General features: G+C 67.4%; 18 protein-coding genes. 4 read left to right on the top strand and 14 right to left on the bottom strand.

Features of this window, described 5'->3' with window-relative positions; genetic code table 11:
* Positions 1–102 precede the first annotated feature (102 nt).
* Positions 103–639 carry a TlpA family protein disulfide reductase gene (locus SCA01S_RS13800; protein WP_022677949.1) on the top strand — a complete coding sequence of 179 codons (537 nt, stop codon included), beginning with the start codon at positions 103–105 and terminating at the stop codon, positions 637–639.
* Between the two features lie 11 nt (positions 640–650).
* Here SCA01S_RS13800 and SCA01S_RS13795 read toward each other — a convergent pair whose 3' ends face one another.
* From SCA01S_RS13795 to SCA01S_RS13775, 5 genes are read right to left on the bottom strand one after another with little or no spacing between them, the layout of a single operon-like run.
* Positions 651–1,751, bottom strand: coding sequence for an NAD(P)-dependent alcohol dehydrogenase (locus tag SCA01S_RS13795; RefSeq protein WP_062786501.1), 1,101 nt, complete (start codon positions 1,749–1,751; stop codon positions 651–653).
* A gap of 23 nt (positions 1,752–1,774) precedes the next feature.
* A complete protein-coding gene (locus tag SCA01S_RS13790) occupies positions 1,775–3,241 on the bottom strand; it encodes an aldehyde dehydrogenase family protein (RefSeq protein WP_218016411.1) in 1,467 nt (488 codons plus the stop codon).
* 7 nt (positions 3,242–3,248) lie between these two features.
* Positions 3,249–4,133 (bottom strand): helix-turn-helix domain-containing protein, encoded by an 885-nt coding sequence (locus tag SCA01S_RS13785; protein WP_022676838.1) that lies wholly within the window; start codon positions 4,131–4,133, stop codon positions 3,249–3,251.
* 32 nt (positions 4,134–4,165) lie between these two features.
* Entirely contained in the window at positions 4,166–5,404 is a 1,239-nt protein-coding gene (locus tag SCA01S_RS13780) for a cytochrome P450 (RefSeq protein WP_062786800.1), read from the bottom strand.
* 17 nt (positions 5,405–5,421) lie between these two features.
* Complete coding sequence (locus tag SCA01S_RS13775) at positions 5,422–7,689, bottom strand: TonB-dependent receptor (protein WP_062786498.1); 2,268 nt, start codon at positions 7,687–7,689, stop codon at positions 5,422–5,424.
* 237 nt (positions 7,690–7,926) lie between these two features.
* On the opposite strand from SCA01S_RS13775, the gene SCA01S_RS13770 reads away from it, so the two are divergent.
* Positions 7,927–9,510, top strand: coding sequence for an AMP-binding protein (locus tag SCA01S_RS13770; RefSeq protein WP_062786495.1), 1,584 nt, complete (start codon positions 7,927–7,929; stop codon positions 9,508–9,510).
* On the opposite strand, the gene SCA01S_RS13765 is transcribed toward SCA01S_RS13770, so the two are convergent.
* The 5 genes from SCA01S_RS13765 to SCA01S_RS13745 form a co-directional block, all read right to left on the bottom strand.
* Positions 9,507–10,823, bottom strand: a complete 1,317-nt coding sequence (locus tag SCA01S_RS13765) for a spinster family MFS transporter (protein WP_412103068.1) — start codon at positions 10,821–10,823, stop codon at positions 9,507–9,509. The two genes, SCA01S_RS13770 and SCA01S_RS13765, sit on opposite strands and share 4 nt — an antisense overlap.
* A 256-nt stretch (positions 10,824–11,079) precedes the next feature.
* A complete protein-coding gene (locus tag SCA01S_RS13760; protein ID WP_167542903.1) occupies positions 11,080–11,574 on the bottom strand; it encodes a sarcosine oxidase subunit gamma family protein in 495 nt (164 codons plus the stop codon).
* A complete protein-coding gene (locus SCA01S_RS13755) occupies positions 11,567–14,446 on the bottom strand; it encodes a 2Fe-2S iron-sulfur cluster-binding protein (RefSeq protein WP_062786487.1) in 2,880 nt (959 codons plus the stop codon). Before SCA01S_RS13755 ends, SCA01S_RS13760 begins: the two co-directional genes overlap by 8 nt.
* The gene (locus SCA01S_RS13750) at positions 14,443–14,706 is read right to left on the bottom strand and encodes a sarcosine oxidase subunit delta (protein ID WP_022678459.1); all 264 of its coding nucleotides are present in this window, start codon (positions 14,704–14,706) and stop codon (positions 14,443–14,445) included. Before SCA01S_RS13750 ends, SCA01S_RS13755 begins: the two co-directional genes overlap by 4 nt.
* A gap of 15 nt (positions 14,707–14,721) precedes the next feature.
* Positions 14,722–16,008, bottom strand: a complete 1,287-nt coding sequence (locus SCA01S_RS13745) for a sarcosine oxidase subunit beta family protein (RefSeq protein WP_062786484.1) — start codon at positions 16,006–16,008, stop codon at positions 14,722–14,724.
* A gap of 158 nt (positions 16,009–16,166) precedes the next feature.
* Here SCA01S_RS13745 and purU point away from each other — a divergent pair, with 158 nt between their 5' ends.
* A complete protein-coding gene (purU, locus tag SCA01S_RS13740; RefSeq protein WP_051146502.1) occupies positions 16,167–17,054 on the top strand; it encodes a formyltetrahydrofolate deformylase in 888 nt (295 codons plus the stop codon).
* A gap of 99 nt (positions 17,055–17,153) precedes the next feature.
* Here the strand turns inward: purU and SCA01S_RS13735 are convergent, their stop codons facing one another.
* The 3 genes from SCA01S_RS13735 to SCA01S_RS13725 form a co-directional block, all read right to left on the bottom strand.
* The gene (locus SCA01S_RS13735) at positions 17,154–18,386 is read right to left on the bottom strand and encodes an MFS transporter (RefSeq protein ID WP_369405412.1); all 1,233 of its coding nucleotides are present in this window, start codon (positions 18,384–18,386) and stop codon (positions 17,154–17,156) included.
* A gap of 147 nt (positions 18,387–18,533) precedes the next feature.
* Positions 18,534–19,478 carry a LysR family transcriptional regulator gene (locus SCA01S_RS13730; protein WP_062786482.1) on the bottom strand — a complete coding sequence of 315 codons (945 nt, stop codon included), beginning with the start codon at positions 19,476–19,478 and terminating at the stop codon, positions 18,534–18,536.
* Between the two features lie 36 nt (positions 19,479–19,514).
* Positions 19,515–20,591: a class 1 fructose-bisphosphatase gene (locus SCA01S_RS13725; protein WP_082349994.1), complete on the bottom strand. Its 1,077-nt coding sequence runs from the start codon at positions 20,589–20,591 to the stop codon at positions 19,515–19,517.
* Between the two features lie 486 nt (positions 20,592–21,077).
* Here SCA01S_RS13725 and SCA01S_RS13720 point away from each other — a divergent pair, with 486 nt between their 5' ends.
* Positions 21,078–22,250 (top strand): acyltransferase family protein, encoded by a 1,173-nt coding sequence (locus SCA01S_RS13720; RefSeq protein WP_062786479.1) that lies wholly within the window; start codon positions 21,078–21,080, stop codon positions 22,248–22,250.
* Here SCA01S_RS13720 and SCA01S_RS13715 read toward each other — a convergent pair.
* Positions 22,247–23,233 (bottom strand): LacI family DNA-binding transcriptional regulator, encoded by a 987-nt coding sequence (locus tag SCA01S_RS13715; RefSeq protein ID WP_062786476.1) that lies wholly within the window; start codon positions 23,231–23,233, stop codon positions 22,247–22,249. The genes SCA01S_RS13720 and SCA01S_RS13715 overlap by 4 nt on opposite strands.
* Positions 23,234–23,275: the final 42 nt, after the last annotated feature.

The following is a 23,275-nucleotide window of genomic DNA, read 5'->3' as shown; positions in this document are numbered from 1 at the left end:
CGGTGGGAATATCAGCGGCAAGACTGGCGACAATCGGCGCGGTGTGACAGTCTGCGCGGGCGACCGGGGGCACCGGCACCGCGCGCACCAACAGGAACCGAGATGATGCCGATCCGCTTTGCCGTTCCGCGCCGCCTGGCCATGGCTGGCGCCGCCGCCCTGCTTGCCGCCACGGCGTTTGCGCCAACCGCGCCGGCGCTGGCCAAAGACCCCGTGGTCGGCCAGCCCGCCCCGCCGTTTGACCTGCGCCTGATCGATGGCACCAAGCTGTCGCTCGCCGATCTCAAGGGCCAGGTCGTGGTCCTGAATTTCTGGGCCACCTGGTGCGGCCCGTGCAAGGCGGAATTGCCCCTGCTCGATCAATATTATGCCCTGCAGCAAAAGCACGGGTTGCGCGTCTTTGCCGTAACGACCGAGGATTCGCTGCCGAATTATCAGCTGAAAAAGCTGTTTGCAGTCATGCACATTCCGGCAGTGCGCACGCTCAAGGGGCCCTATGCCCCGCTCACCGGCGTGCCGACCAACTTCGTGATCGATCGCGCCGGCGTGGTTCGCTATGCCAAGGCCGGCGCCTTCGATCTCGATGATCTCAACAATGTGCTGGTCCCCTTGCTGCGCGAGGCGCCGCCCCAGGGTTAGGAGGCACAGGGCTAGGGAATCAGCACCGCCTTGACGCATTCGCCGCGATGCTGCGCAGCAACCGCCTCGTTGATCTGCGCCAGGGGATAGGTCTTGATCAGCCGATCGAACGGGAAATGCCCGGCGCGATACAGCGCGACGAGTTCGGGGATGAAGCCCTGCAGGTCGCTGTCCCCCTCGATAATCCCGATCACGCGATGGCCAAAGGTGATCATGCCGGCAATGTTGATCGCCAGGGCATCTTCGGCGCGCGGCGGCACGCCAACCAAGCCCAGCGCGCCCCGGCTGGCGAGGCTCGCCAATGCTGTTTCCATCACCGCCACCCGGCCGCTGCTTTCCACGGCAAAATCCACGCCATCGGGCAGCAGCGCGCGGATCGCGGCGGCCACGTCACCCTCGCCCGGGTCGATCACGTCGGTCGCGCCAAGCTCCAGGCCCAGTGCGCGCCGCGCCGCCACTGGCTCTACCAGGATGATCCGGCTGCACCCGCGATAGCGCGCGGCCATCACTGCCGCCAGGCCCACCGGCCCGCCGCCAAACACCGCCAGCGTGCTGCCCGCCGGGCAATCGAGCGAGCGTAGCACCGCGCCGGCCCCGGTCTGCAGGCCGCAGCCGAGTGGCCCCATGATCGCCAGGTCATCGCCCGCCGCCACTTTTACCACGTTGCGCCGATCGGCAATGGCGTGGCTGGCGAACGAGGATTGGCCAAAGAACACCGCCGTTACCGCACTGCCATCGCGGCTGATCGGGCTGGTGCCATCGGGCCGCGCCCCGGCATAGTTGCGCGGCACGAACTCGCGGCAATAGCTGGGCAGATGCTCGGCGCAGCGCGGGCAGTGACCGCAGCTGGAAAAGCCCAGCACCACCGTGTCGCCGGGCACCAGGTCGGTCACCGCGCTGCCCACCGCCTCCACCACGCCGGCGCCTTCATGGCCCAGCACGGCCGGCAGCGGCAGCGGCACGAACTGATCGCGAAACACCAGGTCGGTGTGGCACAGCCCCACCCCGGCAATGCGCACCAGCACCTCGTTGGCCTGGGGCGCGCCCAGGTCCACCGTTTCCACGCTGAAATCGCTGTGCGGCGCCACGGCCAGGGCTGCGGTAATCTTCATCGGCATCGTCCTTTCGCGGCGCCTTACAGCGCCATGATCACGGATTTGGGTTCGAGATAGGCGTCGAGCACTTCGCTGCCGTTTTCACGGCCGATGCCCGATGCCTTCATCCCGCCAAAGGGAAAGGCGGGATCGGCCACCAGGATGCAGTTGGCAAAGACCGTGCCGGCCTCCAGCCGCGCTGCGGCATGGTGCGCGGTGGCATGGTCGCGCGTCCACACATGCGCGGCCAGGCCATAGGCGCTGTCGTTGGACAGCGCGATCGCCTCGTCCAGGTCGTCGAACGCGGTCACTGCCAAGACGGGGCCAAACACCTCTTCGCGCGCCACCTCGGCATCGGGTGGCACATCGCGCAGCACGGTCGGCGCCAGGAAATGCCCGGTTTCCGGCAGCGTCACACGGCGTTCCACCGCGGCAATGCCAGCCTCCCGTGCGCGCGCGACAAAGCCGGCCACGCGCGCCTGCTGCCGCGCGCTCACCAGCGGGCCAAGCTGGCTCTCGCGATCGGCGCTCGGCCCCAGGCGCAGCGCGGCGCCAACATCGGCCAGCCCATCGAGCACCTGGTCATAGATCGAGCGGTGCACATAGGCGCGCGACCCGGCATAGCAGATCTGCCCGCTGTTGAAGAAACAGCCCATCGCCACCTGCGGGATCGCCTTGGCCAGATCAGCGTCGGCGCAGACGATGGAAGGAGACTTGCCGCCCAGTTCCAGCGTCACGCGCTTGAAATCGGGCACGCTCGCCGCCAGGATCGCCCCGCCCGTGGCGGTGGAGCCGGTGAACGCCACCTTGGCCACGCCGGGATGGCGCGACAGCGCCGCGCCCGTGGCGCCATCGCCAGTCAGCACGGTAAACACGCCAGGGGGAAAGCCCACCGCGCGGGCCAGTTCGGCCAGGCGCAGCGCCGACAGCGGGGTTTCCGCCGCCGGCTTGAGGATCAGCGTGCAGCCGGCCGCCAGCGCCGGGGCAATCTTCCACATCGCCAGAACCAGCGGGAAATTCCACGGCGTGATCGCCGCGACCACGCCCACCGGTTCGCGCCGGGTATAGACGTGATAATCCCCCGGCGTGGCGCTCAGCGTGCCCGCCCGCCCGGCCAGCTTGGATGGCCACCCGGCATAGCAGCGCAGCCAGGCAATGGCCGAGGGGATGTCCACCGTTTCGGCCATTGTCAGCGGCTTGCCGGTATCGAGCGCTTCCAGCGCGGCCAGGCGCGGCAGGTCTGCCTCCATCGCATCGGCCAGGCGGTGCAGCAGCCGCTCGCGCGCCAGCGGGGCCAGGTCGCGCCAGGCCGGCGCCACCAGCGCGGCGCGCGCGGCAGCCACGGCGGCATCAACCGCCGCATCGCCGGCCAGCGGCACTTGCGCCACAGTGGCGCCGGTGCTCGGGTCTTCCACATCGACCGCGCCGTTCGCGGGCAGGATATCATCTCCCACCCGCAGGCGCAGGTCCGGCAGGGCAAGATCGGCAAAGCCGGGCTGCATCGTCATGAGGCGTTCAATTCCTGGTGCGTTTGCGGAAATCGCTGGGCGCCTCGCCGGTGAACTGGCGAAAGGCGCGGGTGAAATGGCTCTGGCTGGTAAAGCCCAGGCTTTCGGAAATGGCGGCAATGGAAAGGTCGCTCTGGTGCAGCATCTGCTGCGCCTTATCCAGGCGGGTCTTCATCACATACTGGTGCGGCGAAAGGCCGGTGGCCTTGCGGAATACGCGGCAGAAATGCGATGGCGTCAGGCCTGCCACGGCCGACATTTCTTCCAGCGAATGCTGCGCCTCGGGTTTTTGCAGGATCGCGTTCATCACATGGTGAATGCGATAGGACGAGAACGAGGAAATCGGGATATCCTGCGCCGTCACCGAATTGGCCCCGCGCAGGATATGGGCTTTCAGCGCATTGACCAGCGCGCCGATATAGACCTCGCGCTCCGCGCTTTGCGGGGCATAGAGTTCGGACAGCACCTGCCGCGTCAACGCCGCGCCCAGCGGATCGGAAAAGGCAAAGCGCATGGTGCGGAACTGGTCGGCCGCCGGCGCCCGCTGCAACTGCTGCGACGACACGCTCAGCGTCACCACGTCGAGTTCGCCATCCACCAGCCAGCCGGTCTGCTGGCCCGACGGCACGATCGTGGCGCAGCCGGGCATCGAGGCATGCTCGCTCCACCCGCCGTTGAGCCAGGTGCGGTTGTGCTGCTGCCCGGCGATATGCATGGTATAGAGCGGCTCGGGCAGCGCGGGCACGGTGTAGGAGCCGACGAACTGGCGCCAGCGGCACAGCTGCCAGCCATCCTCGCGCGAGCCCAGCTGCATGTCTGGGCCACGCCCCAGCGCATCGGAAATGATCGCCTCGTTGGTGCCCGCCGGATTGAAACGCGGCAATTCCTGCATCCCATCTCTCCCGCCTTGCGGTGCCGCCTGCTTCATCCTGCCACCAGCTTCACGTCCAGGTTCTTGAGCCCGTTGATGAAGTTGGAACGGAACCGGCGCGGGGCCGAAACCAGCTCGAACCCTTTGACCCGCTCCGCCAGCAGGCGAAACGCCACCCGCAATTGCATCTCGGCCAGCCGCGAACCGATGCACACGTGCTGGCCGCTGCCGAATGCCAGATGCTGGATATTTCCACGCGTGATGTCAAAGGTGTCGGGATCGGCAAACACGCTTTCGTCGCGGTTGGCGGCGGTGTACCACAGCACCACCTTGTCACCCTTGGCGATGGCCTGGCCGCCCAGCACGGTATCGGCGGTGGCGGTGCGGCGCATGTGCATCACCGGGCTGGCATGGCGCACCATTTCGCGCACCGCCGTGGCCAGGATCGCCGGATCATCGCGCACCATCTGCCACTGCGCGGGATGGGCGGCAAAGTTCACCACGGTGTGGCTCAACGAATTGCGCGTCGTCTCGTTGGCGCCGACCAGCGCCAGGATCATATTGCCCAAGAAATCGCGAAACTGCACCGGCTGCCCGTTGATCTCGGCATTGGCGAGCAGCGTCGCCAGATCGGCGCCGGGCTGGTGGCGCCGCGTGTCGAACAGCGTCTGCATCAGGGCAAAGAAACTGCCGAGCACTTGCGCCATCTGCTCCGGGCTCTGGCGGAACTCGGGGTCATCCTCGCCGACAAAGGCGTTGGTCCAGTCATAAAGATCATGCCAGCCGATCTCGGGCGGCAGATCGAACAGCTCGCACAGCGTCATCAGCGGCAGGGGCGCCGACAGGGCCTGAACCAGGTCCACCGGCTCACCCAGCGGTATAGCATCAAGCAGGGCGCGGCAGCGCTCGGTAATGCGCTCCTCGATCCCGGCCAGGCGGCCCGGCGCCACCGCCGGCATCATGAACTTGCGATACTGCGTGTGCACCGGCGGATCGATCGAGATGAAGGGAACGCCGATCGCGCTTTCGCCCGCCCCGGTCAGGCCCACCTCGTTTTCGTTGAAAATGCGGTGGCCGCCATTGGCATAGGCCGAGGAATAGAGCAGCGGCTGGCGCGATACCTCGACGATATCGGCATAGCGCAACACCGCCCAGAACCCCGGCCCGTCCGCTTCCGCATTCCAATAGACCGGCTCATCCGCGCGCACCTGGGCAAACAGGTCGTGCGGCACCCCGGCTACATAGAGATCGGGGTTCTTGAAATCGGGCCGGGTGCTGGTCGCTGTGGTCATGGCCGGGGTATCCTGCATCAGAACGTGACCCTGGCGCTGGCGCCGAACGTGCGCGGGGCCGATTGCACCAGGAAGTTGTAGGGGAAGCCCGCGCCGCGCAGATCGAGCCCATAGGCATAAGTGCGCGCGTTGAAGGCGTTCTTGATCCATGCCCGCAGTTGCAGGTTGGCGTGCTGCCAGGTGATCTGGCCGTTCACCTTGGCATTGGCGTCCTGCTGCAATTCGGCGTTGTTCTGCGCCGTGCCGGCAGCATTGGTCAGGTTGAACGGCGTGAAATACTGGTGCCCGGCATAGGCCACGTTGGGCGACAGCGTCACGCGATCGGGCCCATTGTCGAGCAGCACGATATCGGCACCGAGTTGCGCGGTCACGTGCGGGGCAAACGGCAGGTCGTTGCCGGCGAGGTTGGTGCCCTGGAGCGTCAGTTCCTTGTACGTGGCATGCAGCAGGCCCACCGACCCGTTGATCGAAAAGCGCGTGCTCGGCGTCCAGGTAAACTCGCCTTCCGCGCCATAGATTTCCGACTTGGGCGCATTGACCAGGATCGAAACCGGGCCGGGGCGCGTGTCCTGCAGCTGCTGGTTGGAATAGTCGTAATAGAATGCCGCGGTCGAGAACGACAGCGTGCGGTCAAACAGCCGGCCCTTGAGCCCCACTTCATAGGCGTTGACCGTCTCGGGCTTGACGAAGTTGATCCCCGCCGAAGAGGTATAGGAACCGCCGTTGAACGCGCCGGAGCGATAGCCCCGGTTATAGCTGACATAGCCGAGCAGCCCGCTGTCCCACTTGTAGCTGAGCGCGGCGCGGCCGGTGAAGGCGTTGTTGTTGCCATCAAGGTTGTAGCGCGCGTTGGGATCATAGGCGCAGGTGCCCGGCCCGGTTGCGCATGGCACAGTCGTGGCCAGCGGCGTTTCGCCCGCGCCGAACCCGCCGGCAAAGAGATAGGCATAGCCATCGCGATAGCGCGCCTTGTCCGAGGTGTAGCGCCCGCCGAGCGTCAGCGTGAGGCTGCGCGTCAGGCTGTAATCGCCCTGGGTGAACCCGGCCATGGAAAAGCGGCTCTGGCGAAAGTGCTGGAAAAAGCCGCCGTTCACACCCGGCGCCAGCGCGCTACCGATGTTGAAATCGTTGTCGGTGATCGTGCGGTCCCAGCCATAGAACACGCCCGCCACCAGCTTGAGTTTGTCAGACGAATAGTTGACGCGCGCTTCTTCGGCGAACTGGCGGAAATTGGATTTCCAGTTGATGAAGAGAATATCGGCCGGCGCGCCATCGGCATTCTGCCCCATGTCCAGGCTGCCACCATCGTATGACGTGATCGAGGTAAGCGTGACGGCGGGCGAGAGTTCATAGGAAACGTTGGCGGCCACGCCCCAGGCGCGGGTGCGGAAATCGCCCAGGTTCTTTTCGTTCACCTCGAAGAAGCCCAGCCCGGTGCGGGCTGCCTGCAGGCCGATCGTGCCGGCGCCCACGGGATTGTCACGCCCGGCATAGGCGCGGATCTTGATGTCGAGGCCAGACCCGGTCGGCTTGATGCGCAGGGCCACGCGGCCTTGCAGGGTATCCAGGCTCATCGCATCGCGGCCGCCGGGATAGACGTTGTGGATCTGCCCGTCACCCTTCACATAGTTGACGGCCGCGCGCAGGCCCACCTGGTCATCGGCCAGGGTGGTTTCGGCCGCACCCTGCGCAGTAAAGGTGTTGAAGTTGCCATAGCCCACTTCGGCATAGCCATTGCTGCCCGAAAGCGAGGGCGCGCGGGTGATGAAGTTGATCGCCCCGCCGGTGGTGTTGCGGCCAAACAGCGTGCCCTGCGGCCCGCGCAGCACTTCCACGCGATCGAGATCGAACAGGCCCATGCCATGGCTGGCGCGCGCGGCGAGATAGACGTCGTCCATATAGACGCCCACGGGGGAAACCTGGTTGGAATTGTATTCGTTGGCCACCGAAATGCCGCGCATCGAGAAATTGGGCTGCGCCGCGCCGAAATTGGTGCTGACCTGCAGATTGGGCACCGCCTGGGCCAGGTTGGCCGAATTGGTCACGCCCTTGGCCACCAGGCCCTGCGCCGAAACCGCCGAAATCGCCAGCGGCACGTCCATCACCGATTGCGCGCGGCGCTGCGCCGTCACCACGATTTCGCCAACGGGCGGCGCCGGCGTGGGTGCAGCATCCTGGGCGACTGGGGCATCCTGGGCCAGCGCGACGCGCGGCGCGGCGGTGGCGGCGGCCAGCGCTGCAAGGCTGGCCAAGACGTGAAACTGCGCGCGGGCAGATGCCTTCATGATTCCTCTCCTCCCGTCCTGCTTGGGCCGGGTCATTCTTGTTGTTGGCGTGAAGACAGCGGCACCAGGCCAGTGCCGGGGCCGCTGTCCTCATTTGCCTGTTCTAGCCGCGCGGCGCGGCACTGGCTTTAGTCGTGGTTGTCGCCGATTTGTGCATTTCCTGCTCTGCGCTTGCCTGATCGCGCGTGGAGCGGCTTGTCGGTGGCAACGGCCAGGGCAGCGACCCCGGCGCCCGTCATGGAAGAGGAATCACCGGTGTTTCACCCCCGCGCCCACGCCCAGACCAGCCCCGACAAGGCCGCCTGCATCTTTGCCGATGCCACGGCCGGCCAGCCGCCCGTGCTGACCTATGCTGCACTCGAGGCTGCAGCAAACCAGGGCGCGCAGGCGCTGCGCCGGCTGGGCCTGGCGCGCGGAGACGTGATCGCGGTCATGCTGCACAACACGGCCGAGGTGTTCACCATTGGCTGGGCGGCAGAGCGCAGCGGGCTTTATCTTACCAGCATCTCCACCCGGCTCAGCCCGGCAGACGCTGCCTATATCGTCGCCGACAGCGGCGCCAAGCTGCTGGTGGTGGCCGATGCCCTCGCCCCCCTGGCAGCGCAGGTGGCGCAGTTGCTCGCCGCGCAGGGCACGGCGGTTACCGTGCTGCTGACCGGCGCGGGCGGCAATGGCCTGCCCGGCTGGGCGCCGCTGGTGGAGGCCATGCCCGCTGCCCCGGTGGGTGATGAAAGCCCGGGCACCGACATGCTCTATTCCTCGGGCACCACGGGGCGGCCCAAGGGGGTCAAGCCGGCCTTGCCCGATGGCGTGCTGGGCGATCCCACGCCGCTGGTGAACATGGGGCAGGCGCTGTATGGCATGGCGGCAGACACCGTCTATCTCTCCACCTCGCCGCTCTATCATGCCGCGCCGCTGCGCTGGGCGATGACCATCCACCGCCTCGGCGGCACCGTGGTGGTGATGGACAAGTTCGATGCCCTGGCCGCGCTCGCCCTGGTGGAGCGCTGGCGCGTGACGCATGGCACCTGGGTGCCCACCCATTTCGTACGCCTGCTCAAGCTCGATCCGGCGCAGCGGGCGCGGCACGATCTGTCATCGCTGCGCGCGGCGATCCACGCCGGGGCGCCCTGCCCGGTGACGGTCAAGCAGGCGATGATCGATTGGTGGGGGCCGATCGTGCACGAATACTATTCGGGCACCGAAACCTGCGGGATCACCGCGCTCAGCGCCGCCGAATGGCTCAGCCATCCCGGATCAGTGGGCCGGGCCGTGCTGGGCGAGGTGCATATCCTTGACGATGATGGCCACGAACTGCCCATCGGCACGCCGGGCAATGTCTATTTCGCCAATGGCCCGGCCTTTGCCTATCACAACGATCCGGCGAAGACCGCCGCCGCGCTTTCGCCCCAGGGCTGGGCGACTCTGGGCGATATCGGCTATCTCGATGCCGATGGGTTCCTCTATCTGACCGACCGCAAGCATTTCATGATCATCTCGGGCGGGGTCAACATCTACCCGCAAGAGATCGAAAACCTGCTGATCGGCCATGATGCCGTGGCCGATGTCGCCGTGGTCAGCGCGCCCGATGTCGACCTGGGCGAAGTGGCCGTCGCCGTGATCCAGCCGGCGCCAGGCACCGTGGCCGACGATGCCCTGGCCGCCAGCCTCACCGCCTTTGCCCGCGCCGGCCTCGGCGCGATCAAGACGCCCAAGCGCATCCTGTTTCGCGACACTCTCCCGCGCGAGCCCACCGGCAAGCTGATGAAAGCCAGCCTGATTGCCGAATTGCGCGCCGCCGCGCCGCCAAACCCGCGTTAGGCGGCGTGGTCACCGGCGGTGGCGCGCGCCTGTTCAGCCAGGATATTGCGCGTCGCGGCCCAGTAATGCCATGCCGCCCACAGGCCGGTGGGCGCCAGGATCAGCAGCGCGATGCGCAGCGATGCGGCATCGGCGCCATGGCCACCGGCCATATGATCGCTGACCAGGCCGACGAACTGCGGCGCGATCACCAGGTTGGCGATATTGGCCATGAGCAGCGTGAGCGCACAGGCCGTGGCGCGCATCTGCGCGGGCACCACGTTCTGCAACAGTCCGAACGAAGGGCCGATATAGAAATACATCGCCGGCACGAACAGCCACAGACACAGCTTGGCCACGCCCAGATCATGCGTCCAGAAGATGAAGAACGATGGCACGGTGATCACCGCCACCACCACCGCCATCAGGATCAGCACGCGGCGCGGATCGGCCATGGCCTTGCTGGCCATCAGCACGGCCGTGGCCACGGTTGCCAGGCTGCCGGCGATCAGGTGCATCGGCCCCAGGATCTCTCCCGCCTGGCCCGCCGTCAGGCCATAGGCGCGCTGCAGATAGGTGGGCGTCCACCACATCAGGCCCCAGCCCCACAGCGCCGTCACCGCGCCGCCCATCATCAGGTGCATGGTGGCGCGCTGGCGCAGCAGGAACGCCAGCGCGCGCAACAAGGGCAGGCGCGGCGCGGCAGGTGCGGCGTCGGCTGCACGCGGCGCATCCATCGCCCCGCGGCGCGGCTCGCGCACGGTCAGGAAAATCAGCGCCGCCAGCACCACGCCGGGCACGCCCAGCGCCAGGAACGCATGGCGCCAGCCATAGAGATCGGCCACACGCCCGGCCACGTCCGCGCCGATCCATGCCCCCAGGCACGACCCCAGGGCATAGACGGTCAGCGCCGCCGGTCGCTGCGCCGGCCGGAAATAGTCTGCCAGCATCGAGGTGGATGGCGGGGTGCCGCCGCTTTCGCCAATGCCCACGCCAATGCGCGCCAGCAGCATCTGCCCAAAGGTAGCAGACAGCCCGGTCAGAATGGTCAGGCCCGACCACAGCAGCAGCGCGCCGGAAATGATATTGCGCCGGTTGAAGCGATCGGCCAGCGCCGACACCGGAATGCCGATCGTCACATAGAACAGCGCCAGCGCCACGCCGGTGAGCAGGGCCACGCCCGAATCGGTCAGCTTGAGATCGAGCCGGATCGATTCCATCACCGTGGTGATGACATAGCGATCGGCAATGTTCATCGCATAGACCAGCGACAGCAGCACCAGCACATACCATTGCCGGGCCGATGCCACAGGCGCAGGCCCGCGCGCACCCATCACGGGCGGAACCGGGGCCAGCATTGCCTCACCATCGCGCATTGTCTTTTCTCCCCGGCCACTGGCTCTGTTCTCGTTCGCCCAGCATGGCAAAACCCGAATTTATCGCAATTCCGTCACCCCGGGCTTGACCCGGGGTCCCGCTTTCTTGCCTTCTCGCAGGAACAGGCAGCGGGATCCCGGGTCAAGCCCGGGATGACGAGATCAATGCGATACAATCCAGTCTCTTGTGCCTAATCCTTTCACCTTCGCAGGGTCATGCCGGCGTATCTACCCTTGCCGCCACCTCGCGCCAGCGCGCGATCAGGCCATCGGCGAGGCTCGCCGGCACCAGCGCGTCGCAGCGATCGGGCGCCACCACGTTGAGGCGCACCGCCACATGCGCGATTACCGTGGCGGCCGTACAGCCCGGCGCAAACGCGGGATTTTCGGCATCGAACACGCCATCGTGCATCAGCAGGCCGCGCCAGGCGGCACCCACCAGCCGCACCCGCACCAACCCGCCGCCAATCGGCGTCACTGCGCCATGATCCGCCACGGCCGCGTCCAGCGCGGCGCGGTCGATCGCGGCGCCTTCCACCAGCCACACCGTGGGTTCAAAACGCATGGCGCGCCGCTGATCATCGCCGGCGCTGCGCCCGGCCGGCGGCAGGGCAAAGCCCAGCGCCTGCGCCACCGCAGGCGCACCAGCAGTATCCCACAGCTCCAGCGCCAGTACATCGGCGGCATCGTGAACCGAAAGCTCAATCACGATAACGCGCCCCTTCACGGTCATAGAACACCGGATCACACACCCGCACCGGCACGCGCAGGTTTCGCGTGGCCGACCAGGCGAGCAGTTCCTGCCCATCGCGGGCCCTGCCATCGCTCAACAGCGCCAGGCCGATCCAGCCCTCGCCCGCCACGCGCGGCGCGGCGGTGGTGACATGGCCCAGCGGTTCCTGCCCTTCCTGTGTCACCAGCATCGCGCCTTCGGGCAGGGCCTGGCCGCCGATCACCGTCAGGCCTACCAGCTGGCGCCGCCCGCTGGCCGTGGCGATCGCCAGGCGCTGCTGCCCCTGCCAGCCAACAAAACCGCCGCTCTTGCGCAGCATACCGCCCAGGCCAATGTCGTGCGCGCTGACGCGCCCGTCCACTTCAGCGCCAATCACCACGTGGCCCTTTTCCACGCGCAAGTGGTCCATGGCATCGAGGCCATAGGCGCCGCCACCGGCCGCCACCGCCGCGCCGTGCAGCGCATTCCACACCGCGCGCAGCTGGTGCCCAGGGGCATAGACCTCGAACGCGCGCTCCCCGCTATAGCTTGCCGCCAGGATCAGCACGTCCACCCCGGCCAGCACCGCGCGGGTACAGCGCATGTGCGCCGGTGCTTCCGCACCGGTCAGCCCGGCCAGCACGCGCGCCGCTTGTGGCCCGGCCAGCGCCACCGCGCCCAGATGCTCCTGCACGTTGACCACGCTGACCTTCAAATGCGGCGCCATCACGTTGCGCAACCACGACAGGTGCTGCGCCATGCGGTCTGCCCCGCCGGTCGAACTGGTGAGGAGATAGCGCTGCTCGGCCAGGCGCCAGGCGGTGCCATCGTCCATCACCAGGCCATCTTCGCGCAGCATCACGGTATAGCGCCCGCGCCCCACCCCCAGGCGGCCGATCGTGGTGGCGCAGGCCATTTCGAGCAACGCGGCGGCATCCGGGCCACTCACCTCGAACGTGGCCAGCGTGGAAACATCCACCATGCCCAGGCTTTGCCGCACCATGCGCGCCTCGCGCAGCGATGCCGCGCCCAGGCTTTCCCCGGCGCGTGGATAGCTGCGCGGGCGAAACCAATAGCCCACCGGCTGCCACGCCGCGCCCAGATCATCGTGCGCCTGGTGCAGGCGCAGGCGCCGCACTGGCCCGGCATGCTCGCCCACCGCCGCCCCGGCAAACGCGCCCAGCGTGGTGGGCGTATAGGGCGGACGAAACGTGGTCAGCCCGGCCTGCGGAATATCCACGCCCTGCGCCTGGGCCAGCCGGGCCAGCGCCGCCATATTGCCGGTCTTGCCCTGGTCGGTGCCCATGCCCAGCGTGGTATAGCGCTTGAGATGCTCGACCGAGCGATAGCCTTCGCGCCAGGCCAGATCGATATCGCTGAGCGTCACATCGTTCTGGAAATCGACAAAGGCCTTGCCGCGCGCGGCCTGCGGCACCTCGGCCGCGCCGGCCGGCGTGCCCATGCCCAGCGGATCGTCCACGGCAAAGCCGCGCGGCGCCCCGCCGCTGCCCGCGGCCCAGCCCTGCGCCAGGATCGCGGCCAGGTCGTGCCCGCCCGCCGCCGCGCCGATGCTGGCCTGCGCCTGCCGCGCCGTGCCGGGCACAAAGGCTTGGGCCGCCGCGTCCCACGCCAGATCGCCCCCGGCCTGCTTGTGCAGATGCGCCACGGGGGTGAACCCGCCCGACATCGCCAGCAGATCGGCCGCCAGGCGCTGCTCGCCGCCGCCCACTTGCGCGATCACCGTGGCCAGCCGCTGGCCCCGCGCGCGGGTATCGATCGGCCGGGCATCGGTCAGCACGGCAAAGCGGCCGCGCGCCTGATCGACGATCGCGCTGTCAGGCGCGGCGCGGCTGTCGAGCACCGCCACCACCTGCGCCCCGGCATCGGCCAGGGCAAAGGCGGTGCGATAACCATCGTCGTTGCTGGTCGCCACCACCGCGCGGCGCCCCGGCACCACGCCATGGCGCCGCACATAGGCGCGCACGGCCTGCGCCAGCATCACCCCGGGGCGGTCGTTGCCGCCAAAGGCCAGCGGCCGCTCGATCGCGCCGGTGGCCAGCAAGACCTTGCCGCAGCGCACTTTCCACAGGCGCTGCACCGGCGCGGCCGCCGCCGGCACCTGCCCCGGCTCGGCCAGGCGCTGCACCACCGAAACCAGGTTGCCATCCCAATAGCCGGTCGCCGTGGCGCGCAGCAGCACGCGCCCGCCGCCCGCGCGAATCTGCGCCACGGCCTGCGCGGCCCACTCGGGCCCGCCCACGCCATCGATGCGCACATCCTCGCGCAGCAGCGCGCCGCCGGGCACGCTGTCCTGCTCCACCAGCATCACGCGCTGGCCCGCCTGCGTCGCAGCCAGCGCGGCAGCCAGGCCGGCTGGCCCGGCGCCCACCACCAGCACGTCACAAAACGCGGCGCGGTGGTCAAAACTGTCGGGATCGGCATCGGCCGGTGCCGGGCCCAGGCCAGCGGCCTTGCGGATGAACCGCTCATAGACCATCCAGCGGCGCGGCGGCCCGAAAAAGGTCTTGTAGTAAAAGCCTGCCGGGATCAGCCGCGATGCCAGGCCATTGATCGCGCCCACGTCAAACGCCAGGCTGGGCCAGACATTCTGGCTGCGCGCCACCAGGCCTTGATAGACGAACACGTCGGTGGCGCGGGTATTGGGCTCGGCCCGCCCGCCCTCACCCACTGTGACCAGCGCCGATGGTTCTTCCACGCCTGCCGCCATCACGCCGCGCGGGCGGTGATACTTGAAGCTGCGCGCCACCACGGCAACGCCGTTGTCGAGCAGCGCCGCCGCCAGGGTCTGCCCCGGCCGCGCGGCATAGGTCTTGCCGTCGAACGTGAACGTCAGCGCAGCGCCGCTCATGGCAGCACCGCCGGGCCCAGCGGGCGCACTGCCACGATGGCGTGGGTCATGCGGTGGCGCCGCAGTTCCAGCCAGCCACGGCAACCCAGGGTGTGGCGCCAGATCTCGTCCTCCTCGCCGCGCGGATTGGCGCGGGCATAGAGCGTGGCCATCGCCGCGGCCGGCGCGGCATCGAGCGGCACCACGCTGTCGCGCGTGCGCTCATAGGTGAACTCTTCCTGCGCGCGCGGCCCGCAATGGGGGCAATCGATCAGCATCATGGCCTGCTCTCCCCCTCAGCGGTGCTGCGGCATCGGGCCAACGCCCGCTTCGTCGATGGTGCGCCCCTGGGCAAAGCGCGGCAGGTCGAACGGCGCGGCGATCGGGTGCGGCTGGCCCGTGGCGAGGTGGTGGGCATAGAGATGCCCCGATCCCGGCGTCGCCTTGAACCCGCCATAGCACCAGCCGCCGTTGATATAGAGGTTGCGCAGCGGCAGGTCGCCGATGATCGGCGAGCCGTCAAAGCTCATGTCGGTCACGCCCGACCAGCAGCGCACCATGCGCAACCGGCTGAGCGCCGGCACCAGGGCAATCGCCTGGGCGATCGCATCTTCCAGCCGCACTGGCTGGCCGCGCTGGGCATAGCTGGGAAAGCCATCGGGATCGCCGCCCGCCACGATCCCGCCCTTGTCGGATTGCGAGATATAGCAGTGCAGCGATTGCGACATGATCACCGTATCGATCATCGGCTTGACCGGCTCGGTGACATAGGCCTGCAGCGTGTGGCTTTCGATCGGCAGGCGCAGTCCGGCAAGGCCCGCGACATGGCCGCTGTTGCCCGCCACGCAGATTGCCACCTTGCCCGCCGCGATTGCGCCGCGCGTGGTCTCGATGCCGGTCACGCGGTCGCCCTCGCGGACAAAGCCGGTCACCTCGCAATTCTCGATCACGTCCACGCCCAGGTTGTCGGCCGCGCGGGCATAGCCCCAGGCCACGGCATCGTGCCGCGCGGTGCCGCCGCGATGCTGGATCATCCCGCCCTGGATCGGCCAGCGCGCATGGGGGGAAAAATCGAGCAGCGGCACCAGGCGGCGCACCGCATCCACGTCCATCAGTTCGGCATCGATGCCCATCGCCCGCAAGCTGTCGCCGCGTTCGGCCAGACGCGTCATGTCGGCATCGGAATGCCCCAGGAACAGCGCACCGCGCGGCGAGAACATGACGTTGTAGTTCAGTTCGTCAGACAGGCCTTCCCACAGCTTGAGCGAATGCTCGAGCAGACGCTGCAGCGGGGCCTGGCGATAGTTGGACCGCACGATCGTGGTGTTGCGGCCGGTGTTGCCGCCGCCGATCCAGCCTTTTTCCACCACCGCCACATTGCGGATGCCGTGCTGGCTCGCCAGGTAATAGGCCGTGGCCAGGCCGTGCGCGCCGCCGCCGATGATCACCACGTCATAGCTCGCGCGTGGCTCTGCCGCGCGCCAGGCACGGCCCCAGTGGCGATGGCCGCCCAGCGCGCCACGCAGCAAGGCCAGCGCGGAATAGCGGCCCTGTGGCCAGCGGGTTGATCGGGTTCCTGTCACGCCATCATGGGTAAGTGGCGCAGGGCGATCCCGTCGCGTCTAAAAATGTCATCCCCATGGCCGAAAATGTGATTTGCCAAAAACGCGCGGCGACCGGCCTTTGCAGGGCGTGAAAGCGCGGGCGGCACACGGCCGGCCCGCCGGGGGGAATGCAAAGCATGACCGGAATTGTTGATCCGGGGGCGCTGGCCATGCCAGGTCAGGCCCTCTTGCTGCGCTGCGCCGATCAGCGCGGCATCGTCGCGGCGGTGGCCGGCTTCCTGGCGGAACAGGGGGCCACGATCACCGAATCCAATCATTTCAACAACGGCACCAAGGGCCAGTTCGCCATGCGCACCGCGTTTGCCGGCGATGGCGCGCCGCTGCCCGATGTGGCCACGCTGCGCCAGCGCTTTGCCCCGATCGCCGATCGCTTTGCCATGGACTGGTCGCTGCACGACATGGCCCAACGCCCGCGCCTGCTGCTGGCGGTATCGAAATTCGGGCACTGCCTGTTCGATCTGCTGCACCGCTGGCGCGCCGGGCTGCTGCCGGTCGATATCGTCGGCGTGGTTTCCAACCATGATGACATGCGCAGCTTTGTCGAATGGAGCGGCCTGCCCTATCACCACCTGCCGACCAAGCCGGATGGCAAAGCCGCGCAGGAAGCCCGCTTTGCCGCGCTGATCGACGAGACGCAGCCCGATCTGGTGGTGCTGGCGCGCTACATGCAGATACTCTCGCCGATGCTCTGCGCCAAGGTGGCGGGGCGCTGCATCAATATCCACCACAGCTTCCTGCCCAGCTTCAAGGGCGCCAAGCCCTATCACCAGGCGCACGAGCGCGGGGTGAAGATCATCGGCGCCACCGCGCACTATGTCACGACCGACCTGGATGAAGGGCCGATCATCGAGCAGGACGTGCGCCGCGTCAGCCATGTCCATGCGCCCGACACGCTGGTGGCGCTGGGCCGTGACGTGGAATGCCAGGTGCTGGCCCGCGCGGTGTCGTGGCATATCGAACGGCGCGTGATGGTCGATGGCAACAAGACCATCGTGTTTGGCTGAACTGCATTATTGTGCAGTGCAGCATTTTTAGGAATTTCCCCGGAGCAACCGCAAGGTTTCCCCGGGGAAATCCCATATACATCTGTAATTATTATTCTTTTATGCTTCCTGCGGACGCCGCGCCAGCCAGTTGACCAGCCCCGCCCCCATGCCCAGCGCCAGGCCGAGCACGCTCACCCCGGTCCAGGCCGCGCCGTGCCAGGCCAGCGCCGCCAGGGCAGAGCCAGCCGCACCCAGCAGGAACATGCCACCCATGAACAGCGTGTTGAGCCGCGCGCGGGCGCCTTGGTCCAGCGCATAGACGATATGCTGATGCGAAATCAGCGCGCTTTGCACGGCAAGGTCGAGCACCACGCAGGCCAGCGCCAGGCCAACCACGCCCGAAAAGGTCATGGCGATGATCCAGGCCACCACCATCAGCGCCACGCCCACCACGATCGTGGCATGGGGCCCGCGCCGGTCGGCAACATGCCCGGCCATCGGCGCGGCGAGAATGCCCACGGCGCCGATCACGCCAAACAGCCCGGCCACGCCCGCGCCCTGGCCTACTTGCGCCAGGCGCAGGGCAAGAATGCTCCAGAATGCGCTGAACGCGGCAAACAGCAGGCCCTGCGTCAGCGTCGCCAGGCGCAGCGCGCGGTGGCGGCGCCACAGGTGCCACAGCGAGGCAAGGAGCTGGGCATAGCGCGGCCCTTCGCCGTGGTGGTCACCCTTGGCGCGCGAAGTGGGCAGCATCGCCCGCAGGATCGCCGCCGCGATCAGCGCGAGCGGCACGCCTAGCCAGAACATCGCGCGCCAGCCGGCATGTTCGGCCACGAAGCCGGCCAAGGTGCGGCTGAGCAGGATGCCACAGAGCAACCCGGCCATGACTTTGCCGATCACCGCGCCGCTGCGTTCGGCCGGGGCCAGATGCGCGGCAAAGGGCACGATCTGCTGCGCCACGGTGGCCAGCGCGCCAAGCACGAGCGAGGCACCGAGCAGCAGCGCGGGCGTGGGCGCGACGGCGGCGAGCACCAGTGCCACCGACAGCAGCAGGAATTGCAGCACGATCAGTCCGCGCCGCTCGACCCGGTCGCCCAATGGCACCAGCAGGAACAGCCCCAGGGCATAGCCCAGCTGGGTGACCGTGGGCACCAGCGCCGTCAGCCCGCTGGGCATGCTGGTCTCGATCAGGCCGAGCATCGGCTGGTTGTAATAGATATTGGCGACGGCGAGGCCGGTGGTGGCGGCCATCGCCAGGATCAGGGCATTGCCCAGAACCGGGCGTGGCGTTTGCGCCGATGGCTGAGACGCCTGGCGCGCGGACGCGCCGGCAAGGATGGTGTCCGACATGATCAGGGCTCTCGTGCAGGGGCAGGCCGGGGGGAAACGGTTGCTGCCGGGCTTGGTTGCACCCCCTATGCACCATTGGCCGGCAAATGATAATCTGCCCCAAGTGGCACGCACTATTGCATTTCACGCAATGATGCAGGGCAGAGCTCAGCCCGGCAGACACCGCTCCCAATAGGGCGGCGTGCCAAAGCTTTCCGCCAGGAAATCGACCAGCAGGCGCACTTTGGCCATGCCGCGCCGATCGGGCAGGTAAAGCGCGTGGATGCCCGGATCGCCGGGCGGCGGCGCCCCGGGGCGGGCAATGTCGCCGTGCCACTCGGCCAGCACCGGGCGCAGCCGCCCCTGCGCCACGTCTTCACCCACCAGCCAGGTGGGCAAGAGCGCCAGCCCCGCCCCAGCCAGCGCGGTTTCGCGGATCGTATCAGCGTGGTTGGTGCGCAGTGGCCCGGCCACGCGCACCCATTCGTGCTGACCGTCGCGGGTCAGCCGCCAGCGCCGCTCGCCATCGGCAAAGGCAAAGGTCAGGCAGGCGTGATCGGCCAGGTCCTGCGGCACCTGGGGCGTGCCATGCGCGGCAAGATAGGCCGGGCTGGCGCAGACCAGGCGGCGTTGCGGCGCCAGCCGCCGCGCCACCAGGCTGGAGGAATCGAGCGCGCCCAGCCGCACAGCCACGTCTATGCGCTGCGTCGCTAGATCGAGCGGGGTGTCGGTTACCACCACGTCGAGCGTGATATCGGGATGGGCCGCCATGAACGCGGGCAGGATCGGGGTGACATGCAGCCGGGCAAAGCTGACCGGCAGGCTCACCCGCAACAGCCCGCGCGCCGCGCCCGGCCCCTCGCGCACCGTGCGGTTGGCCTCGGCCAGAGTATCGAGGATGGCGCGGGCGCGCGGGTAATAGGCCTCGCCCGCCTCGGTCAGGCTGACCTGGCGGGTGGTGCGCGTCAACAGCCGGGTGCCCAGCGCCGCTTCGAGCGCATCGACATGGCGGGTGAACGATGACGTGGCCTGCCCGGCGCGGCGCGCTGCCGGGGCAAAGCCACCCTCGTCCACCACCGCCACGAAGGCCTGCAACGCGGCGAACATATCCATGGCTCCGGCCCCCGCCGCCGCGCGCGCGCCCGGCGCTTAGCCCTGCGGCTCGCTGGCGGCGGCCACTTCTTCCGGGTCGCCCAGGATTACGCCGACGCGTTCGTGCAGGCCGGTGGGCACCAGATCGAGAATGCGTGCGTGGCCATTGCTCGATGCGCCGCCCGCCTGTTCGATCAGCATGCTCATCGGGTTGGCTTCATAGAGCAGGCGCAGGCGTGCGCTGCCGCCCTTGCGGTGATCGGCCGGGTAGAGGAAAATCCCGCCGCGCTTGATGATGCGGTGCACGTCGGCCACCATCGAGGCCGGCCAGCGCATGTTGTAATCCACGCCCAGCGGGCCTTCGCTGCCCTGAATGCGCTCTTCGATATAGCGCGCCACGTGCGGCGACCACTGGCGGCGGCGCGCCATGTTGACGGCGAATTCGCGGTTGCCGCGCGGCATCTGCATCGGCCCGTCGGTCATCCGCCACGAACCGATCTCGCGGTCGAGCGTGAATTCATAGACGCCCGTGCCCACGGTCAGCACCAGCAGCGTCTGCGGGCCATAGATGGCATAGCCGGCGGCCACCTGGCTGGTGCCGGGTTGCAGGAAATCGGCCTCGGCCACGTCGCGCCCGGCGCAGGCCTCGGGCGCGCGCAGCACCGAAAAGATCGTGCCGACCGACAGGTTCACGTCGATATTGCTCGACCCGTCGATGGGATCGAACACCAGCAGGTATTCGCCCTTGGGGAAACGGCCCGGAATGGGATGCAGCGATTCCATTTCTTCCGACGCCATCGCGGCCAGTTGCCCGCCCCATTCGTTGGCATCGAGCAGCAGGTCGTTGGCGATCACGTCCAGCTTCTTCTGCACTTCGCCCTGGACGTTTTCACTGCCCAGCGAACCCAGCACATCGCCCAGCGCGCCCTTGGAAATGGCAAAGTTGATTGCCTTGCAGGCGCGCGCCACGGTTTCCAGCAACAGGCGCAATTGCGGCGGACAGGGCGAATCCGGCCGCCGCTGCTGCTCGATCAGAAAGCGGGTGAGCGTGACCGGCTGCCCCGATTGCGGATTGGGCGCCGGCGCAGCGGGTGCGGCGGGGGCGCTGTCGATCACGGGGGTCTGGGTGCTCATCGGGCGAATCTCTCCTGCCTGGGCCCGGCCTGGCCGGGCAATGCGGCCCTCTCTAGGCCAAGTCTTGTGCAAATGCGAAGACGAAAGGGCATGATTTGCGCCCAGCGGTGCTGCCTGCCCCCTGCGGCGTGTGCGGCCAAGCGCACGTTGCGGGAGGCGAAGCGCCGGCAAGGCCGGCAAAAACGCATGAACTCGGTATTAAAAAATCGTCATGCGCTTGGAATTATGCCGCCCACATCAGCAACATTGCCGAATATTTCCAAAACAACATGAACTTTTTTACAGGTTTCCGCCGCACGTCTTGTGACCGTCATCGGCTTTGACTTATAAAACTGCTATATCGGAATGATTTTAAAAAATAATAATCAGCAATTCTGAACGCCATATCGGCCTTTATTTGCATGCTTTGCAAATGGCCCTGCCGCAATCTCGCCCAACAGGGCCGAGACGCGACTGATCCCTGCCCCCTTTCAGGATCGCTAGACCATGGCACAAGAGCCAATCTCGAACGTCGCCATCAGCAGCAGGCCCTCGCCCCATCGTTTCGAAGCGATCGACAGCCTGCGCGGTTTCGCGGCGCTGTCGGTGGCGCTGCATCATCTGCAAGTGGGCAGCCACATCTATTTCTGGCACTATGTGCGCAATTCGTTCCTGTTCGTGGAATTCTTTTTCGTCTTGAGCGGCTTTGTCATCGCCTGCGCCTATCAGGACAAGATCCATAACCAGCAAGACTTCAAGATTTTCGCGATCAAGCGCATTGCCCGGGTCTGGCCACTCCATCTCGTCATGCTGGCCGCGTTCCTCTGCGCGGAAACCACGCTCTATATTCTCTCGCACAAGATCGCGCTGCCCCTGGCCCGCCCGCCGTTCAGCGAAAATCGCACACTGTCGGGCGTTCCAGCCAACTTCTTCCTGCTCAACGGCTTCCTGCCGATTCCCGGATCGGAATGGAACGGGCCGAGCTGGAGCATCAGCGTCGAGCTGGTCAGCTATGTCCTGTTCGCCCTGATCCTGCTCCTGGCCAAGCGGCACGTGCGGCTGTGCCAGTTTGCTGCCATCGCGCTTGGGCTGGCCTGGCTGATCCATGCCGATGGCGAACCGGGCTTCTATGCGTTTCTACCGCGCTGCATCTATTCGTTCTTCATCGGCGTGGCGCTGTGGAACTATCGTGGCACGTTCTCGCGCATTCCGGCCACGCCGTTCCAGATCGTCGCCATCGCGGCGGCCTTTGCCATGCTCACTTTCGGCGCGGGCTATGGCCTGTTCATGGTGGGGCCGATCGTGTTCCTGCTCGTGATCGCGGCCGTGTCGTTCGAAGATGGCGCGGTTGCCAAGCTCCTCAAAAAGCCGTTCTGCCTGTTCCTCGGGCGCACCTCCTATTCGATCTACATGGTGCATTTCTTCATCGCCTTCGTCGTCGCCAACGTGCTGAAAGTCGTGGCCAAGCTGCTGCACTCGCCCGCCGTGGTGCCCGGCACCGATCTGGCCACGATCAAGCAATCGCCGTTCATCATGGATGGCGTGACGGTGCTCTACCTCTTCGTCATCGTGACCGTGGCACGCTATGCCTATCGCCTGGTCGAGCGTCCGGGGATGGAGTTGGGCGCGCGCATCGCTAGCCGGGTGCGCCGTCCTTCTCGCGAGGTTGTCGTGGTCTAACCTCGCGCCACCAACTTGCCCGCGAGCACCACCTTGCGGGTGGGCGCCCGCGGATTGTCCAGCCGGTCGAGCAGCATGGTGGTGGCAGTGCGGCCGATTTCCTCCACCGGCTGCTCGATCACGCTGATCCCGCCCGCGCCACTGGCGCCCTGGCCCACGAAATCCATCCAGTCGTTGTTGTCAAACCCGGCCAGCGCCATGTCGTTGGGCACCGACAGGCCCTGCGCGCGCAGGGTGCGCAGCACGTTGAGCAGCATGACCCCGTTGCTCGCCACCACTGCATCGGGGCGGTGCGGGCCAGACAGCAGGCCGGTAAGCGCGCGCTCGGCCTCGCCGGCGCTGTGGGGCACGGCGATCGCCTGCGTCTCCAGCCCAAGCGCCTTCGCCGCGCGCTCGAACCCGGCGCGGCGTTCCAGGCCGGTCATGCTCATCGCGCCGAACAGGCCGGCGATGCGGCGATGGCCCTGGGTGTGGAGATGCTCCACCAGAACAGCGGCCATGCGTTCGTTGTCGAGCAGCACGCAATCGAGATCGGCGCCGGGAATGGCGCGGTCGATCAGGACCACCGGGCGCTCTCCCCCCGGCCATTCGGTGCGCGCCACGCGCTGGCGCGAAGGCGCCAGGATCACGCCGGCGGCGCGTTCCTGGTGCATGAGGTCAAGGTACATCGCCTCTTTCGCGGGGTCTTCATCGGTGTTGCACAAGATCACCTGCATGCCGCGCGCCGCCGCCACGGTTTCCACGCTGCGCGACACGGCGGTGAAAAACGGGTTGCGGATATCAGCGACGATCAGGCCGATCACGTTGGAATGCCGCGAACGCAGCCGCCGCGCCGCCAGGTTGGGACGATAGCCGGTGCTTTTCACTGCATCGAGCACGCGCGCCTGCATGGCGGCATCCACCGCCTTGCCCGCCAGCACCCGCGAAACCGTGGCCGCCGAAACGCCGGCCACCCGCGCTACATCCTTGATCCCCACCGCCATCAGAAAACGTTCTCTCCAAACCCCCGGCCTTGCAGCCTGTTT

Origin of the sequence: Novosphingobium capsulatum NBRC 12533, from assembly GCF_001598375.1 — a bacterium.
Classification (GTDB): Bacteria; Pseudomonadota; Alphaproteobacteria; order Sphingomonadales; family Sphingomonadaceae; genus Novosphingobium; species Novosphingobium capsulatum.
The sequence above is the reverse complement of the archived record's forward strand: the minus strand, read 5'-3'. Positions and strand labels throughout refer to the sequence as shown.

Coding starts and splice junctions, on each gene's coding strand:
- SCA01S_RS13720 (WP_062786479.1), top strand. CDS start 21,078: ATGGCACAAGAGCCAATCTCGAACGTCGCCATCAGCAGCAGGCCCTCG.
- SCA01S_RS13770 (WP_062786495.1), top strand. CDS start 7,927: ATGGAAGAGGAATCACCGGTGTTTCACCCCCGCGCCCACGCCCAGACC.
- SCA01S_RS13785 (WP_022676838.1), bottom strand. CDS start 4,133: ATGCAGGAATTGCCGCGTTTCAATCCGGCGGGCACCAACGAGGCGATC.
- SCA01S_RS13755 (WP_062786487.1), bottom strand. CDS start 14,446: ATGAGCGGCGCTGCGCTGACGTTCACGTTCGACGGCAAGACCTATGCC.
- SCA01S_RS13750 (WP_022678459.1), bottom strand. CDS start 14,706: ATGATGCTGATCGATTGCCCCCATTGCGGGCCGCGCGCGCAGGAAGAG.
- SCA01S_RS13730 (WP_062786482.1), bottom strand. CDS start 19,478: ATGGATATGTTCGCCGCGTTGCAGGCCTTCGTGGCGGTGGTGGACGAG.
- SCA01S_RS13795 (WP_062786501.1), bottom strand. CDS start 1,751: ATGAAGATTACCGCAGCCCTGGCCGTGGCGCCGCACAGCGATTTCAGC.
- SCA01S_RS13780 (WP_062786800.1), bottom strand. CDS start 5,404: ATGACCACAGCGACCAGCACCCGGCCCGATTTCAAGAACCCCGATCTC.
- SCA01S_RS13725 (WP_082349994.1), bottom strand. CDS start 20,591: ATGAGCACCCAGACCCCCGTGATCGACAGCGCCCCCGCCGCACCCGCT.
- SCA01S_RS13735 (WP_369405412.1), bottom strand. CDS start 18,386: ATGTCGGACACCATCCTTGCCGGCGCGTCCGCGCGCCAGGCGTCTCAG.
- SCA01S_RS13790 (WP_218016411.1), bottom strand. CDS start 3,241: ATGACGATGCAGCCCGGCTTTGCCGATCTTGCCCTGCCGGACCTGCGC.
- SCA01S_RS13800 (WP_022677949.1), top strand. CDS start 103: ATGATGCCGATCCGCTTTGCCGTTCCGCGCCGCCTGGCCATGGCTGGC.
- SCA01S_RS13775 (WP_062786498.1), bottom strand. CDS start 7,689: ATGAAGGCATCTGCCCGCGCGCAGTTTCACGTCTTGGCCAGCCTTGCA.
- SCA01S_RS13765 (WP_412103068.1), bottom strand. CDS start 10,823: ATGGGTGCGCGCGGGCCTGCGCCTGTGGCATCGGCCCGGCAATGGTAT.
- SCA01S_RS13715 (WP_062786476.1), bottom strand. CDS start 23,233: ATGGCGGTGGGGATCAAGGATGTAGCGCGGGTGGCCGGCGTTTCGGCG.
- purU (WP_051146502.1), top strand. CDS start 16,167: ATGACCGGAATTGTTGATCCGGGGGCGCTGGCCATGCCAGGTCAGGCC.